General features: G+C 61.9%; 15 protein-coding genes. 4 read left to right on the top strand and 11 right to left on the bottom strand.

Translation table 11 applies throughout. The annotated features are described in order from the left end of the window. Positions 1-40 precede the first annotated feature (40 nt). From TM1040_RS06895 to TM1040_RS06860, 8 genes are all read right to left on the bottom strand, one after another. The gene (locus TM1040_RS06895; RefSeq protein ID WP_011537863.1) at positions 41-1,576 is read right to left on the bottom strand and encodes an aldehyde dehydrogenase family protein; all 1,536 of its coding nucleotides are present in this window, start codon (positions 1,574-1,576) and stop codon (positions 41-43) included. Then, a complete protein-coding gene (locus tag TM1040_RS06890; protein ID WP_256378212.1) occupies positions 1,573-2,505 on the bottom strand; it encodes an NAD(P)-dependent oxidoreductase in 933 nt (310 codons plus the stop codon). Before TM1040_RS06890 ends, TM1040_RS06895 begins: the two co-directional genes overlap by 4 nt. Positions 2,506-2,610: 105 nt before the next feature. Then, positions 2,611-3,519 (bottom strand): LysR family transcriptional regulator, encoded by a 909-nt coding sequence (locus TM1040_RS06885; RefSeq protein ID WP_011537861.1) that lies wholly within the window; start codon positions 3,517-3,519, stop codon positions 2,611-2,613. Continuing rightward, positions 3,519-4,658, bottom strand: a complete 1,140-nt coding sequence (locus TM1040_RS06880; protein WP_011537860.1) for an amidohydrolase — start codon at positions 4,656-4,658, stop codon at positions 3,519-3,521. The genes TM1040_RS06885 and TM1040_RS06880 overlap by 1 nt, the downstream gene beginning before the upstream one ends. An 8-nt stretch (positions 4,659-4,666) precedes the next feature. Beyond that, positions 4,667-5,560: a VOC family protein gene (locus tag TM1040_RS06875; RefSeq protein WP_011537859.1), complete on the bottom strand. Its 894-nt coding sequence runs from the start codon at positions 5,558-5,560 to the stop codon at positions 4,667-4,669. Then, positions 5,557-6,336, bottom strand: coding sequence for a serine O-acetyltransferase (locus tag TM1040_RS20545; RefSeq protein WP_011537858.1), 780 nt, complete (start codon positions 6,334-6,336; stop codon positions 5,557-5,559). Before TM1040_RS20545 ends, TM1040_RS06875 begins: the two co-directional genes overlap by 4 nt. A gap of 130 nt (positions 6,337-6,466) precedes the next feature. Then, on the bottom strand, positions 6,467-7,129 hold the full coding sequence (locus TM1040_RS06865) for a GntR family transcriptional regulator (protein WP_011537857.1): 663 nt from the start codon (positions 7,127-7,129) through the stop codon (positions 6,467-6,469). A 32-nt stretch (positions 7,130-7,161) separates the two neighbouring features. Further along, positions 7,162-7,863: a M48 family metallopeptidase gene (locus tag TM1040_RS06860; protein WP_011537856.1), complete on the bottom strand. Its 702-nt coding sequence runs from the start codon at positions 7,861-7,863 to the stop codon at positions 7,162-7,164. Positions 7,864-7,975: 112 nt separating this feature from the next. On the opposite strand from TM1040_RS06860, the gene TM1040_RS06855 reads away from it, so the two are divergent. Together TM1040_RS06855 and TM1040_RS06850 are read left to right on the top strand one after the other, a co-directional pair. Further along, entirely contained in the window at positions 7,976-8,305 is a 330-nt protein-coding gene (locus tag TM1040_RS06855; protein ID WP_011537855.1) for a TIGR02300 family protein, read from the top strand. 189 nt (positions 8,306-8,494) lie between these two features. Next, positions 8,495-8,926, top strand: a complete 432-nt coding sequence (locus TM1040_RS06850; RefSeq protein ID WP_044026668.1) for a DUF1489 family protein — start codon at positions 8,495-8,497, stop codon at positions 8,924-8,926. Positions 8,927-9,083: 157 nt separating this feature from the next. Here TM1040_RS06850 and hisG read toward each other — a convergent pair whose 3' ends face one another. From hisG to hisS, 3 genes are read right to left on the bottom strand one after another with little or no spacing between them, the layout of a single operon-like run. After that, positions 9,084-9,776, bottom strand: coding sequence for an ATP phosphoribosyltransferase (gene hisG / locus TM1040_RS06845; RefSeq protein WP_011537853.1), 693 nt, complete (start codon positions 9,774-9,776; stop codon positions 9,084-9,086). Beyond that, on the bottom strand, positions 9,773-10,864 hold the full coding sequence (locus TM1040_RS06840; protein WP_011537852.1) for an ATP phosphoribosyltransferase regulatory subunit: 1,092 nt from the start codon (positions 10,862-10,864) through the stop codon (positions 9,773-9,775). The genes hisG and TM1040_RS06840 overlap by 4 nt, the downstream gene beginning before the upstream one ends. Positions 10,865-10,866: 2 nt before the next feature. After that, positions 10,867-12,369: a histidine--tRNA ligase gene (hisS, locus tag TM1040_RS06835; RefSeq protein WP_011537851.1), complete on the bottom strand. Its 1,503-nt coding sequence runs from the start codon at positions 12,367-12,369 to the stop codon at positions 10,867-10,869. 153 nt (positions 12,370-12,522) lie between these two features. On the opposite strand from hisS, the gene TM1040_RS06830 reads away from it, so the two are divergent. Next, positions 12,523-12,717 carry a SlyX family protein gene (locus TM1040_RS06830; RefSeq protein WP_011537850.1) on the top strand — a complete coding sequence of 65 codons (195 nt, stop codon included), beginning with the start codon at positions 12,523-12,525 and terminating at the stop codon, positions 12,715-12,717. Between the two features lie 123 nt (positions 12,718-12,840). Next, the gene (locus TM1040_RS06825) at positions 12,841-13,335 is read left to right on the top strand and encodes a DUF995 domain-containing protein (RefSeq protein ID WP_011537849.1); all 495 of its coding nucleotides are present in this window, start codon (positions 12,841-12,843) and stop codon (positions 13,333-13,335) included. The last annotated feature ends 115 nt before the right edge of the window (positions 13,336-13,450 follow it).

Here is a 13,450-nt window from a genome sequence, read left to right as displayed (position 1 = left end):
GTGCCGATGAACTGTCTGGGGGGAGCGATGAGCTTTGGCGTCAGCCCGGCGCGTAGCCAAAGCCTTGGGCCGGGTTTTCAGCTGTTTCGACCCATACGGATTTGGTCTGCGTGTAAGCCGAGAGCGCCTCGCGCCCGGAGGAACGTCCATAGCCAGAGCGCCCGAACCCGCCAAAAGGCGACATCACATTGATGGTCTTGTAGCTGTTGATCCAGAAGGTGCCCGCGCGTACAGCGCCCGCGACCCGGTGTGCCCGCCCCACGTCTCGGGTCCAGACCGCCCCGGCCAAGCCATAGGGTGTCGCATTCGCAAGCTGAATGGCCTCCTCCTCATCGTCGAAGGGCAGCACCGAAACCACCGGGCCAAAGACTTCCTCATTGGCGATCTCCATCTGCGGCGTGACTGCATCTAGCACCGTAGGCGCGTAAAAGAACCCGCCCGATGCCGCGAGCGCTGCAGGCTTGCCACCACCGCTGGCGACACTGGCCCCGGCACGGGTCGCGGCTTGGACCATTGTGTCTATCTTGTTCCATTGGCGCAGGTTGTTGACGGGCCCGACCTGTGTCGCAGGATCCATCGGGTCACCCACGGGGATACGCGCTGCAGCAGCAGAGAGTTTCTCCACCACCTCAGTCTGTACGGAGCGATGCACCAAGAGGCGTGACCCCGCCACGCAACTTTGGCCACAAGAGGCAAAGATCGCTGCCTGCGCGCCCACCACGGCGCGGTCAATATCGGCGTCGTCAAAAACGATATTGGCGGACTTGCCACCAAGTTCCAACACTGAAGGGATCAGGCGTTTAGCAGCCGCGGCGGCGATCTTGCTGCCTGCTTCTGCCGACCCAACAAAGACCACAAGCGCGGTCTCCGGGTGCGCGATCATCGCTTGCCCCGACCCGGGCCCATCCCCCGCGATCACATTGACCAATCCCTTGGGAGCGCCCGCTTTTTCACACAAGATCCCGATCACCACCGAAGTAAGCGGCGTCAGTTCCGACGGCTTGATCATGACCGCATTGCCCGCGCAGATCGCGGGCGCCACCTGCCAGCAACAGGTAAAGAGTGGAGCGTTCCAGGGCGTGATCTGCGCCACCACGCCGAGCGGTTCCTGGCGAGTGTAGTTCAAATGGCTCGAAGGCACCGGGATCACATCACCGGTGATCTTGTCACACCAGCCTGCATAGTATTCAAACATCTCCGCCATTCGGGCAGGCTCACCGCCTGTGTCTCGCATGGGACGGCCTGACGACAACGCCTCAAGCTCCGAGAGCGCGGCGGCATGCTGGCGGATCTGGCGCCCGATCTCAAAGAGGATGCGCCCACGCTCTGACGCGGTTTTGGCATACCAGATTTTCTGTGCCACCTGCGCGGCCTCTGCCGCACGCGCAACCACATCGGGACCTGCATCGCGATACCGGGCAAAGACCACTCCGCTGGCCGGATCGGTAAGCTCCAGTTCAGCGCCGCTCCCCTGAACCAGTTCCCCCCCGACATATGAGCGGACCTCCGACGTGCCTGTGAGGTCGCGCAACAGGGTCGCCACACGGCCCGTGATGTCGATCATTTCTTTTGTCATGCCTGTTCCTCCTTGGCGCTCAGGCGATCGACTTGCGGGTCCCCCATGCGCATAAAATCATCGCTATCGCTCAGGCCCGATTGGGTTTCAGCCCAGAGCTCGGCGACGCGGTCAGCCATCGGGGTCGCCACAGAGACCTCTGCCGCCAGCGCACGTGCGAGACGAAGATCCTTGCGCATCAGCCCTGCAGAGAACCCGCTGTCAAAGCTTCGCGGCAACACCCAGTTGGGATAGTGAACCTCCGAAATCGCGCTGCGTCCGGTCGCGGAATTCACCACTTCGAGCATCTCTTTTGCGGCCACACCCGCCGCTTCGCCCAAACGCAGCGCCTCAAGGGTGGTCACCATATGATTTGCAACCAACATATTGTTCACGAGCTTGGCCACGTTGCCTGCCCCACTCGGGCCGACATGCAGGATCTTTGCAGCCATGGCCTCCAGCGCCGGGCGCGCGGCCTCAAGCCACTGCGTCTCGCCGCCGAGCATCACCGAAAGCTGTCCCGAGGCCGCCCCGGCTGGACCTCCGCTCACAGGGGCGTCCAGAAAGCCGTGCCCTAGGGCTGAGAGCTCTGCGGCGAGAGTCCGGCTCGTCGCGGCCTCGGAGGTGGAGGTGTCCACGATCACCCGCGCAGCGCCAGTCTGCGCCAAATGTCCCGCAGCCTGAGCCGCTTGCACAACAGCGAGTACATGCTGCGCGGTCGGCAGGGAGAGCACGATCACATCGCAGTCGGCAAAGACAGCATCCGTGTCAGCGGTGAGCCAAACACCCGCCGCCGCCGCGTTTTCGCGAGCGGTCTCTGCCGGGTCATATCCAGACACGGCAAAACCCGCCTTCAAGAGACTGCGCGCCATGCCCAATCCCATTGCACCGAGGCCGATCACCCCGGCCCGTTTGTTCTGTGTTGCTACCATCTGTGTTCCCTGCTGCACCGCCCCACCTTGGGCGCTTTACATCAGGAAACCGCAGCTAGGGTGATCTCAGGAAGATGGTCGTTTGCGCACAATGCGTTGCCATCATAGCAACGCATTGTGCGGTCAGTCGCGAAAGGCCTGCATATTCTCGGCGAGATATCGTGCCACCAATGCCACCGACTTTGGCAGGCGTCGGCGCGCGCGCACCATCAGATGGGTGCTGACCTGCTGCAGCGAGGATTCTTCGATGTCGAGTACCGCCAGATCGCCGCGTTCAGCCTGACTGGTGGCGCAAAAGCGCGGCAGAAAGCTGATCCCGACCCCCGCGCAGACATAGTGGATCAGCAACGGGATCGAGGCCATCTCCGCCTGTACCCGCAGCGCCAACCCCCGGTCCGCAGCTGCCTGCCCGACCAGATGCCGGATGGCATAGCCGGCATTGAGCATCGCCACCGGATGCTCCAGCACCTCGGCAAGGGTCACGCTCTTTCGCTGGGCCAAAGGCGAGTGCGTCGGGGCGATCACACAGAGCGATTGCCGCGCTTGGGCCAGTGATCGGGTCGCGTCTGTGATCAGGGGGTTATAGGCAATGCCGATGTCGCTTTCACCCTCGATGACCTTGCGCTGGATCTCATCCGTGCCCGCGTGGTCGACAATAAACCGAAGCTCGGGATGCGCGCGCGTCAGCCCCAACAGCCCCTTGCCCATCAGGTCAGCGGCAAACCCCTCGCCTGTTGCAATACGCACGATCTGGCTGCGCCCGTCGCGAAAATGGCCGATCTGATCCAGCAGGTAGGTCTGCTCGTCCCGCATGTGTTGCGCGTGCTCGCGCAAGAGTTCCCCGGCCTCGGTGAGGACAACCCCCTTGGAGCTGCGTTCAAACAGCGTGACCCCGAGCCGCGCCTCGGCCTCGGCAATCTTGCGCGAAATTGCAGAAGGCACCACGTTGAGCCGGTCTGCCGCGCGCCGGATCGAACCTTCATGCGCCACCGCGAGAAACTCGCGCAGGAACTTTGTCTCAAGCGCGTCCATCAGGTCGCCAGCTGGCGGCGGGCCAGCCGCACCCAGAACTCGGCCCCGACTGGGAGCACGGCATCATTGAAATCAAATTTGGCTGAGTGCAGACCCGGATTTTCTCCGTCGCGCGCCGCTCCAAGCCAGATATAGGCGCCGGACACCTCGTTGAGCATAAAGGCAAAATCCTCTGATGCCATGCTCGGTGCCACATTGGCTGTCTCAAGCCCCATCTCGGCGGCCACCGCGCGCGCCGCAGCGGCCTCGACAGCAGAGTTGATCGTCGCGGGATAGCGACGCTGGTAATCAATACGCGCGCTGCACCCCTGTGCGGCGGCGCAGGCGTTCGCCACCTGTGTCAGACGGGCCTCAATCGTATCGCCAGCAGCGGGATCGAACCAGCGCGCGGTCCCGCGCAAGACCGCACGGTCAGGGCAGACATTCCACGCCGATCCGGAATGGATCTGCGTCACCGAGACCACGCCCGGCTCCAGCGGCGACAAAGCGCGGGCAGGAATTTCCTGCAACGTCGACGCCATCGCCGCTGCAGCCGCGATGACCCCATCCGATTGCTCCGGCATTGCGCCATGCCCACCCTGCCCGGCAACCTCGATCTCAAAGACGGCAAAGGCCGCCATCATCTTGTCGTCACGCGCCACCATGCGCCCTGGCGCGAGCCCCGGCCAGTTGTGAATGCCATAGACCTGATCGACCGGAAACTCGCGAAACAGCCCCTGTTCAATCATGACCCGTGCGCCGCCATCATTCTCCTCTGCGGGTTGGAAGATCAGCGTTACCGTGCCTGTGGCCACGCCCTCTTCGGCGATCTTGCGCGCAGCCAGCAGCAACATCGCGGTGTGACCATCATGACCGCAGGCATGCATCTTGCCGGGCGTCCCCGAGGCATAGGCCAGCCCTGTAGCCTCCTCCATCGGCAATGCATCAATATCGGCGCGCAGACCTATGACCGGTTCCCCCTGCCCCATCTGCGCAACAACCCCTGTCCCTGCGAGACCACGATGCACACGCCAGCCCCAGCCGTGCAAAAGGCCCGCGATGATCTCGGAGGTGCGATGCTCTTCGAACCCCAACTCTGGGTGGCGATGAAGGTCATGGCGCAGGGCGATGGCCTCTTCGATATGCGTCGTGTCGAACATGCTCTCTCTCAAACCTTTGGTATTTCGTGAAAACTCAGAAGGATGCCACCCAGACGCGCAACCTCTGTCAGCACCAAGGCCCCATTGACGTCCTGGCAGACGAACTCTCCTGCCTCGACGAAGGGGCGAAGCTGTGACAGCGCATGGCAGCGTATGTCGAGCGAGATCACCGATGGCGCGCCATCGGACGCGAGCCCGTCGGGCAGCTTTCCCAAGAGCGCAGGCGCGGTGGCCCGGCTAACCACGCGCCACCGCCCATTGGTTGTTGCAACCTCAAATCCCCAGTCGGTGTCCCGTACCGCGTCAGCTCCGTGGAGCACGGACAGCCAATCGCGCACCCTGCCCTGATCCGAAGGCGCGGCAAGGATGGTCGCAGAGGCAAAGCCATGTGCCCCATTGGGATGATCCATCCAATCAGGAAACTCGATCAGGTCGCGGCGATGTTGCTGGCAGGCAAACATGCTGAGGCGCGGCAACCCCGCATGCGGGAAAATCTTGAGCGTGGTCTTGGTACGATCCGGCGTGCCATCATCGCGCACCACGTCGCGCCCGAATTCAACCGTGCCAGCACAGCTGCCACCGCGCGCCAGCACTGCTGCCTCATCCGCCTCAGCATCCATTGAATTGAGTGCAGAAAGGCAGACCCCTTCGCGCTCTGCCAGCCACGCCTCGACATGACGGCCAAAGCGGAATGATCCCGCTGCATAGCCATCCAGCAGGCTCTCATCCTCAATACTGACCAGCTCAAGAAGCTGGTTTCGAAAGATCACCAGCGCCGTCGAGGTGCCCCAAGGGTGCATCCCCGGGGGCTTCATCAAAAAGCCGAGGCTTTGATACGTCGCGCGCTTCGCGGCCAGATCGCGCACACAGACAAGCGGATGATCTATGCCAAGTGTGGTCATCTGTCTTGCCCCCTGAGTTGCTGCAAAGGTGTGAAGCCCGCGAAGCGACCGACACCCCGATCTGACGCGGGTGGCCCCGCAACCACATGGCCCGCGGGCACATCGCGGGTGACGACCGCGCCGGCTGCGATGGTCGCGCCGGCACCGATCTCGATCGGACCAAGGAGGGTCGCGCCGGCTCCCACCACAACGCCACGGCGCAGGGTTGGGTGGCGGGCCTCGCCCATATCGACGAAGTTCGATCCCAGCGTGACGCCATGCCAGAGGCAGACGTCGTCCTCGATCACGGCGGCCTGGCCAATCACCAGCCCAAGCCCGTGATCCACCCAGACCCCGCGTCCGATTTGGGCCTGAGGCCAGATCTCGACCGAGAACACGCGGGTAAACTGAAGCTTGAGCGCCAGCGCAAGCGTTTGCCGCCCATCAAGCCAGAGCGCGCGGGTCAGACGGTAGGACATCAGCGCCTGAAACCCATGCGCGCTGTGCAGCACCTGCGCAGCACTCTCGGCCTCATCCCGGGCGGTTGTTGCCAGCAAATCGTCCAGAATAACCTCCACAAGCTCAGACCCAGTTTCAAAAACCTTAAGAGCAAGGTCACGCACCAGATCCCGCAGCTTTGGGTCGGGCGAACTGGAGGAAAGCACCGCAGCGAACAACGCAGGCACGGTACCGACCTGATCGGGGTCATAGCCGTAGAGGCCGCGCAGGGCTGGCTCCTGCGCAAAAAGATCACGCACCTCTTGCAGAAGGCTCTGTCTCAGGGGATTGGCGCCCATGTCTTCCTCGCTCGCAGCGTTTGGGCAGAGACTGCACAGATCCCGCGATCTTCACAAGACACAGTTCGGCAGCGCTACGTTGCCAAAATTTGAACACACAGACCACGCTTCGGAAACGCCTGCCTCAAATCTAGCCCGCCAGAAGCCGTAGCCCTTGTGTCACATCCGTGCGCAACGCGAGCCGTAGCCCCGGCTCGTCACCCGCCTTGAGCGCGGCAATGATCAGCTTGTGGTTCTGCGGCGGTTCGGTCCGGCCCAGACGACCATAAAGCGCCCGCATGGTCGGCCCCAGTTGCAGCCAGACTGTTTCGGCCATGGCCAGCATCGCTGGCGCCTGCGCACGCAGATAGAGCGTGCGATGAAATTCGAGATTGGTGCGAATATAGCCCACCGCATCACGTTTAGAGATCATCTCTGCGACGGTCCCATTGATCGCCTGCAGCCGGTCGATCAGCGCCATATGCGCCCGTGGCAGCGCCCGCGAGGCAAGTTCCACCTCGATCAGCGCCCGAAGGGCTGCCAGCTCCTCGATCCGCTCATTGGAGAGCTCTGGCGTGGAGACCCGACCGGAAGAAGAGAGAAACAACGCGCCCTCGGCCACCAGCCGGCGCACCGCCTCGCGCGCCGGGGTCATCGAGACATCATATTCCTTGCCGATTCCACGCAGGGTCAGCGATGCTCCGGGCGCAATCGCCCCATGCATGATCCGGGTCCGCAAGGCGCGGTAGACGCGATCATGCGCGGACCCCGTATTTTCGGCAGTGGGCCGGTTGCCCGTCAGCAGCTTGTCCATGACGCAGCATGTGATCACAAAACGTCAGAAGATCAATCCCTCTCGACGTTTTCCTCAAACCGGTAGCGATGCAGCGCGTTGCCCTCGGTTTGCAGCCAGTGCCGTTGGTCGCGATAGTCTCCATGGATATCCTCAACCGTGGCCCAGAACGCGCGTGAGTGGTTCATCTCCTTGAGATGTGCCACCTCATGGGCGGCGACATAGTGGAGGATGTCCGGCGGCGCGAGAATGAGCCGCCAAGAATACATCAAGCCACCTGCAGAGGAACACGACCCCCATCTGGATCGCGTGTCGCGCAGGGTGAGGCTGCTGTACCGCCGCCCCAGCCTTTCCGCATAGAGATCCGACGCCGCCGCCAACCGGTCGCGCGCCAGCTCACGCAGGTATCGCTCGAGCCGCCGTGCAGGTGCAGGCTCCGGAACCACAAGCGTATCCTCCGCGTGCCGCACCCGACGCCCTGCCCCGGCCTTTATGGTGATCGTGCGCCCTTCAATGGGGAGAGATATCCCGATGCCAACATCGATCCGTTCCGGCTGCCGGGCCAAGTGACTGCGAATCCAGTCTTCCTTTTCCAACAGAAACGCCCGCCCCTCCCGTTCCGAGACCCGTTTGGGCAGGGTTAGGGTCACGCGCCCGTCGAGCGAAGAGATCCGGAGCGACATGCGCCGAGCCTGCGCAGAGCGACGCAAAGTCACCCGCACTTCCGGCTCTCCCGAGAGGCTCAGTTCCGGCATCACATTTCTCCTCATGTGCCACAGGCGAGCAAAGGCTTTGACAGGGTAGACAGCATATGGCAAGGCACCTGAATCGTCTCACCGACTCACGCTATTTTATAAGGGAATCCACATGCCCAAGGAAGAATGGGGTACGAAACGCGTTTGCCCGACCACTGGCAAACGGTTCTACGACCTGAACAACAACCCGATCATCAGCCCCTACACTGGTGAGGTCGTCGAAATCGACACCACCAAGAGCCGTATGATCGAAGCCGACGCCGAAGACGCCGCAAGCCTGAAGGCCAAACAGAACACCGATTCCGATGATGCGGTGCTCGATGATGATGACGATGCGGTCGATATGGATCTCGGTGACGACGTTCTGGACGATGACGACGATGAGGACAACGTGTCCCTCGACGAACTCGCAGACGTCGCGTCTGAGGACGAAGAAAGCTGATCTGTCCGGTCTCCCCTGCCTGCAAGACCTGCGCCGGGGAGACCGCACCCAACCTCGCCTTGATCGAAACCGCGCAGGCCTCACGGCACTGGGCTTCGGTCAACACAGGTTTTACGCACCAGAGCTTGTTGTTTTAGTGGCCAGAGCTACAATATGACGACATCAAAGCAGACGACTCTGGACACCCCCATGGACAAGCATATCAATCTCGTAAAGCTCTCCGTCGGCTCTGAAAGTGTCGAGAGCCTCTTGGACTGGCAACAGAGTTACGCCCGGCGCTGGCCGGATGGTTTGCCGCGCCACATCACTCGCATGTGGCCGAAGCGAGAGTCCGAGATCGTTGATGGGGGATCCATCTACTGGGTCATCAAAGGACTGATCCAATGTCGGCAGCGCATCATCCGCATGGACGAGGTCTTTGGGGACGATGATATCAGACGCTGCGCCATCGTACTCGACCCAGAGGTCCATCGCACCCACACAGCCCCGAAACGCCCCTTCCAGGGCTGGCGCTATCTCAAGCCCGAGGACACCCCCGCGGACCTGCCAGAGGGACGCGAAAGCGAAGAGCCTCTCCCCGCCGAGCTCTCTCAAGCGCTTGCGGAAATGGGCGTGATCTGACGCAAAGGCTGCAGGGGCTTTGCCCCTCCTGGCCTAACGGCCAGTTCACCCCAGGATATTTGAGGTCAGAAGAAGCAAGAAAGGCCGCGGATCCCGCAGCCTTCCTTCTTCTAACGAGAAATATCCCGGAGCGCGAGGCAGAGCCTCGCATCCCAGTTTAGCCTTCAATCTTTGTCAAAAGCGTTTGCAGGGTTTGCTTCTCTTCAGGCGTGCATTTTGCAACGCGGCTGCGCCACAGCGTTGCCTGACTGCGCAGTACCAACCCATCCGAGAGGATCTTGAGGTGGTTTGCGCGCAGAGTTTCACCGGTGGAGGTAATATCCGCGACCATTTCCGCCGTTTCGTTCTTCACAGTCCCCTCGGTTGCGCCCTGGCTGTCAATCAACTGATAGTCCGCAACTCCGGCATCTGCGAGGAACTCGCGGATCAAACGGTGGTACTTCGTCGCAATCCGCAGGCGGTGACCATGGGTTCGGCGAAACGCCGCAGCGACCGCATCGAGATCTTCGAGCGTGTCCACATCGATCCAGAACTGCGGCACCGCAAGGATCAAATCCGCCTCACCAAAGCCCATAGGCTCGAGCTCTTCGACCTGCTGTTCCCAGCGCGGCAGCTTCTCGTGCACGAGGTCCGTACCGGTCACACCCAGGTGGATACGTCCAGCAGCCAGCTCTCGTGGGATTTCGCCAGCAGAGAGCAGAACCAGGTCTACGCCCTCAACGCCTTCTACTGCGCCGGCGTATTCGCGATCAGAACCGGTCCGAGACAGGGTGATACCGCGTTTTGCAAACCAGTCGAAGGTTTTCTCCATCAGCCGTCCCTTGGACGGCACACCGAGTTTGATGCTCATGCCTCGGCCTCCCCTTCCAGAGCCAGGATCAGGTCGGGGCGGATGACACCGCCCACGGCAGGGATCTCATCCCCTTGCCCCAGATAGCGCGTGAGAGCGTCATAGCGCCCCCCTGTCGCGATCGGTGGTAGATCCGGGCGGCGCTCCGCATAAAAGCCAAACACGAAGCCGTCGTAGTATTCCATCGATGTGCGCCCATATGCAGCCTCGAAATCCAGCTGATCGATTGCAATCCCACGGGCCTTCATCGCCGCCGAGCGGGCCTCCAAACGTTCAAGGGCAGGCAGGATAGCCGGTAGATCAACGGCGATATCGCGCATTTGCTCAAGCGCATAAGGAACCGTTTCACGTACCGCGAGCAAGGCCTCCAGCGCCTCCATCTCATGTTCAGAGATTGGCGGCGCGCCTGCATCCGCGCGCAGGGTCTCGACCCGTGCGTCGATCTCGGCGGTGCGGCGTTTGCCAATCTCCGGCGCGCTGCCGGTCAGCGGACCGGTGGTCGACAAAAGCTTCTTGCGGCTCTCCGACATCGGCGTGCGTCCGGCAAAACGATCCAGAAGAGCGCGGAACCGGCGTGGGCGCCAGATGTGACGCCGCAACGCCGCCTTGCGCACCTCGGTGGTGTTGAGCCCCTCGACGGCGGCCATCAGGATGCCGATATCCCCGGTGGCGACCCGCAGCTCGAGGCCGCGCAATTGCAGCTGAAACAGCGCAAAGACCTCAGCATCCGCGTCCGCCGGGTCGGTGCGGTCAAAGACCTCATAGCCGACCTGCACAAATTCATTGGCACGTTCTGGGTCATGCTCCTGGCGGCGAAACACTTGTCCTGCATAGGTATATCGCGCAGGTTCCGCGCCCCCTTTCATATGCATCTGGACCATCGGCAGGGTGAAATCCGGGCGCAGCATCTGCTCGCCCCGCAGGGCGTCTGATGTCACATAGGCGCGCGCACGGATGTCCTCGCCGTAAAGGTCAAGGAGCACATCGGCAGGCTGCAGCAGCGGCGGATCGACGACAACGCCGCCTGCCACCTCAAAACGCTGGCGCAATAGTGCCGCGCGGGCTTCGATTTGGGATCTGTTGGGCATGCTCAGCCCTCCCGATCGCTGGATTGGCTGACGAGGATCTCACGCACCTTGGCAACCAGTTCCGTGCGGGGCACTTCAAACTGGCTGGGGCGTTCCTTCCACTCTTCCAAGGTGGCGCTTTCTGCGATCTTGGCGCCGAGGATCAGGTCCTTGATCTGGACCACGCCACGATCCTTTTCGTCACCCCCTTCGATGACCGCAATCGGCGAATGGCGCTTGTCGGCGTATTTCAACTGATTGCCAAAGTTCTTGGGATTGCCGAGATAGACCTCGGCGCGAATGCCCGCCTGACGCAGCTCAGCCACCATCGCCTGGTAGTCCGCCATGCGATCACGATCCATCACCGTGACCACAACCGGCCCCGTCGGGGTCGCGGCCAAACGGCCCTTTTCGCGCAGCGCCGCCAACAGGCGGTCCACGCCAATCGAGAGCCCCACGGCAGGGACTTCTTGGCCGGTGAAACGTTTCACCAAACCGTCATAGCGCCCACCGCCTGCAACCGAGCCGAACTGGCGCTTACGGCCTTTTTCGTCAAAGATTTCAAAGGTCAGCTCCGCCTCAAATACCGGACCGGTGTAGTAGCCAAGGCCACGCACAATCGACGGGTCGATCAGGATGCGGTCTTCACCATAGCCCGCAGCGGCAAAGAGCGACCCCATCAGCTCCAGCTCGGCGATGCCCTCCTGGCCGACCTTGCTGTCCCCTACGGCAGCCCGCAGGTTGGTCATGGTCTCGGTAACGGTGTCGCCCTTCGAAGTCAGGAACGCCAAAACCGGCTCGGCCTGATGATCTTCAAGGCCCACGCCGTCGATATAGGCTCCAGAGGCGTCAAGCCGCCCTTTACCCAGAAGCTCACGCACGCCGCTTTCGCCGACCTTGTCGAACTTGTCGATGGTGCGCAGGACGTCGTCGCGCTTGGGGTCGTCCTCGAGCAGGCCCATCGCCTCGAGAACACCGTTCAGAACCTTGCGGTTGTTGACGCGCACCAGATAGTCGCCACGCGGGATGCCGACCTTTTCCAGCGTATCCGAGAGCATCATGCAGATCTCGGCATCTGCTGCCATCGACGCGGTGCCAACGGTATCCGCATCGCATTGATAGAACTGACGGAACCGACCGGGGCCGGGCTTCTCGTTGCGCCACACAGGCCCCATCGCATAGCGGCGATAGGGGCTTGGCAGATCGTTACGGTGCTGGGCATAAACCCGCGCCAGAGGCGCTGTCAGATCATAGCGCAGCGCCATCCAGTCACCTTTGCCATCGTCCTCGGCCTCTTGCCAGGCAAAGACGCCCTCATTCGGGCGATCCACATCGGGGAGGAACTTGCCCAGAGCCTCGACCGTTTCAACGGCAGAAGACTCAAGCGCCTCAAACCCGTAATGATGATAGACCTCCGCAATGGTGGCCAGCATATGCGTGCGCTGGGTCACCTCTTCGCCGAAATAGTCACGGAATCCTTTGGGCGTAATTGCCTTGGGACGGGGCTGTTTCTTGGCTTTGGCCATGGTGGCCTCCTTGCGGGTGGTTTCTCGCGCTTGCGTCTAGCCCAAGGGGCCTCAGTGAGCAAGGTGCGACACCCTTCCGGCGCTTCAGGACTCCCATAGACGCGCGGTCGTGCCCGCGCTACATCAGCCATTCACACAAGGGAGACCCCGGGCATGCAACATCTCGAAGAACAGATCGCTTATCTGAGCCGGACCGTCGACGAGCTCAACGAGGTTGTGACCAGCCAACAGGCGGATCTCGATCTGCTGAAGCGCCGCGTTCAGATGCTGATGGAGCGCGAGGCGCAGCGCGAAGCAGAGGGCTCTGGCGGAGCTGTCTTTGGCGATGAGCGCCCGCCCCATTACTAACGGCTCCGGCCGTTTTGATCGGGGTTGCGCGGGCTTCGCCCTTGCTACGGTCGTTAAAGTTTGGACAAGATTTTGCACAAATTGACCCATCTGCCCATTCTGATGCGCAAGGAGACATGCCCGATGGCCCGATCACTCAAAACACTTCTGTCCATTTCGCTGGTGGCAAGCCTGCCTGTAGCCGCCACGGCCGACCCCAAACCCGCAAACGCGCGCCCTGCTCCGGTGGACAAGGTGCTCTCGACCTATTCCGGCAAAACCGCCATCTGGAGACAGAACTGCGAGGGCGGCGTTTACTTCTCGCCCAACAATCAGGCTCGCGCCTGGTGCTCTGAACAGTCCGAGAGCCTCGGCGTCGGCACATGGAGCGTTTCTGCGGATGGAACGCTTTGCCAGACCCTCACCTGGTACTACCCAGAGGGCAACGGCGCAGGCAGTTCCGTCTCAGAACCTATTTGCGTTCAACATGTTGTGAACGGCTGGGGTGTGTTGTACCGCAGTTGGGAGGGAGACTCCGAGTGGTGGCCCGTGACCAATTCCAACAACGTCAGAGACTTCAAGAACGGCTATGTATTCCAGTCCGAAGTGAACTCTGTGAAGAACAAGCTCGGCCTCTGAGCACGCCCGAGCCTCGCACAAGACGGCTTGCGTAAGGCGCAAGACCTGCGGGGCTCTAGGTGTTTTGGGCAACTCTTTTGGCGCGCGCGGTAGCTTGCACTGGCGCGCGCGTCAC

Origin of the sequence: Ruegeria sp. TM1040 (assembly GCF_000014065.1) — a bacterium.
Lineage (GTDB): Bacteria > Pseudomonadota > Alphaproteobacteria > Rhodobacterales > Rhodobacteraceae > Epibacterium.
Note: the sequence above shows the minus strand (reverse complement) of the source record. Positions and strands in the feature narration are given on the sequence as shown.

Coding starts and splice junctions, on each gene's coding strand:
- TM1040_RS06895 (WP_011537863.1), bottom strand. CDS start 1,576: ATGACAAAAGAAATGATCGACATCACGGGCCGTGTGGCGACCCTGTTG.
- TM1040_RS06885 (WP_011537861.1), bottom strand. CDS start 3,519: ATGGACGCGCTTGAGACAAAGTTCCTGCGCGAGTTTCTCGCGGTGGCG.
- TM1040_RS06880 (WP_011537860.1), bottom strand. CDS start 4,658: ATGTTCGACACGACGCATATCGAAGAGGCCATCGCCCTGCGCCATGAC.
- TM1040_RS06875 (WP_011537859.1), bottom strand. CDS start 5,560: ATGACCACACTTGGCATAGATCATCCGCTTGTCTGTGTGCGCGATCTG.
- TM1040_RS20545 (WP_011537858.1), bottom strand. CDS start 6,336: ATGGGCGCCAATCCCCTGAGACAGAGCCTTCTGCAAGAGGTGCGTGAT.
- TM1040_RS06865 (WP_011537857.1), bottom strand. CDS start 7,129: ATGGACAAGCTGCTGACGGGCAACCGGCCCACTGCCGAAAATACGGGG.
- TM1040_RS06860 (WP_011537856.1), bottom strand. CDS start 7,863: ATGCCGGAACTGAGCCTCTCGGGAGAGCCGGAAGTGCGGGTGACTTTG.
- TM1040_RS06855 (WP_011537855.1), top strand. CDS start 7,976: ATGCCCAAGGAAGAATGGGGTACGAAACGCGTTTGCCCGACCACTGGC.
- TM1040_RS06850 (WP_044026668.1), top strand. CDS start 8,495: ATGGACAAGCATATCAATCTCGTAAAGCTCTCCGTCGGCTCTGAAAGT.
- hisG (WP_011537853.1), bottom strand. CDS start 9,776: ATGAGCATCAAACTCGGTGTGCCGTCCAAGGGACGGCTGATGGAGAAA.
- TM1040_RS06840 (WP_011537852.1), bottom strand. CDS start 10,864: ATGCCCAACAGATCCCAAATCGAAGCCCGCGCGGCACTATTGCGCCAG.
- hisS (WP_011537851.1), bottom strand. CDS start 12,369: ATGGCCAAAGCCAAGAAACAGCCCCGTCCCAAGGCAATTACGCCCAAA.
- TM1040_RS06830 (WP_011537850.1), top strand. CDS start 12,523: ATGCAACATCTCGAAGAACAGATCGCTTATCTGAGCCGGACCGTCGAC.
- TM1040_RS06825 (WP_011537849.1), top strand. CDS start 12,841: ATGGCCCGATCACTCAAAACACTTCTGTCCATTTCGCTGGTGGCAAGC.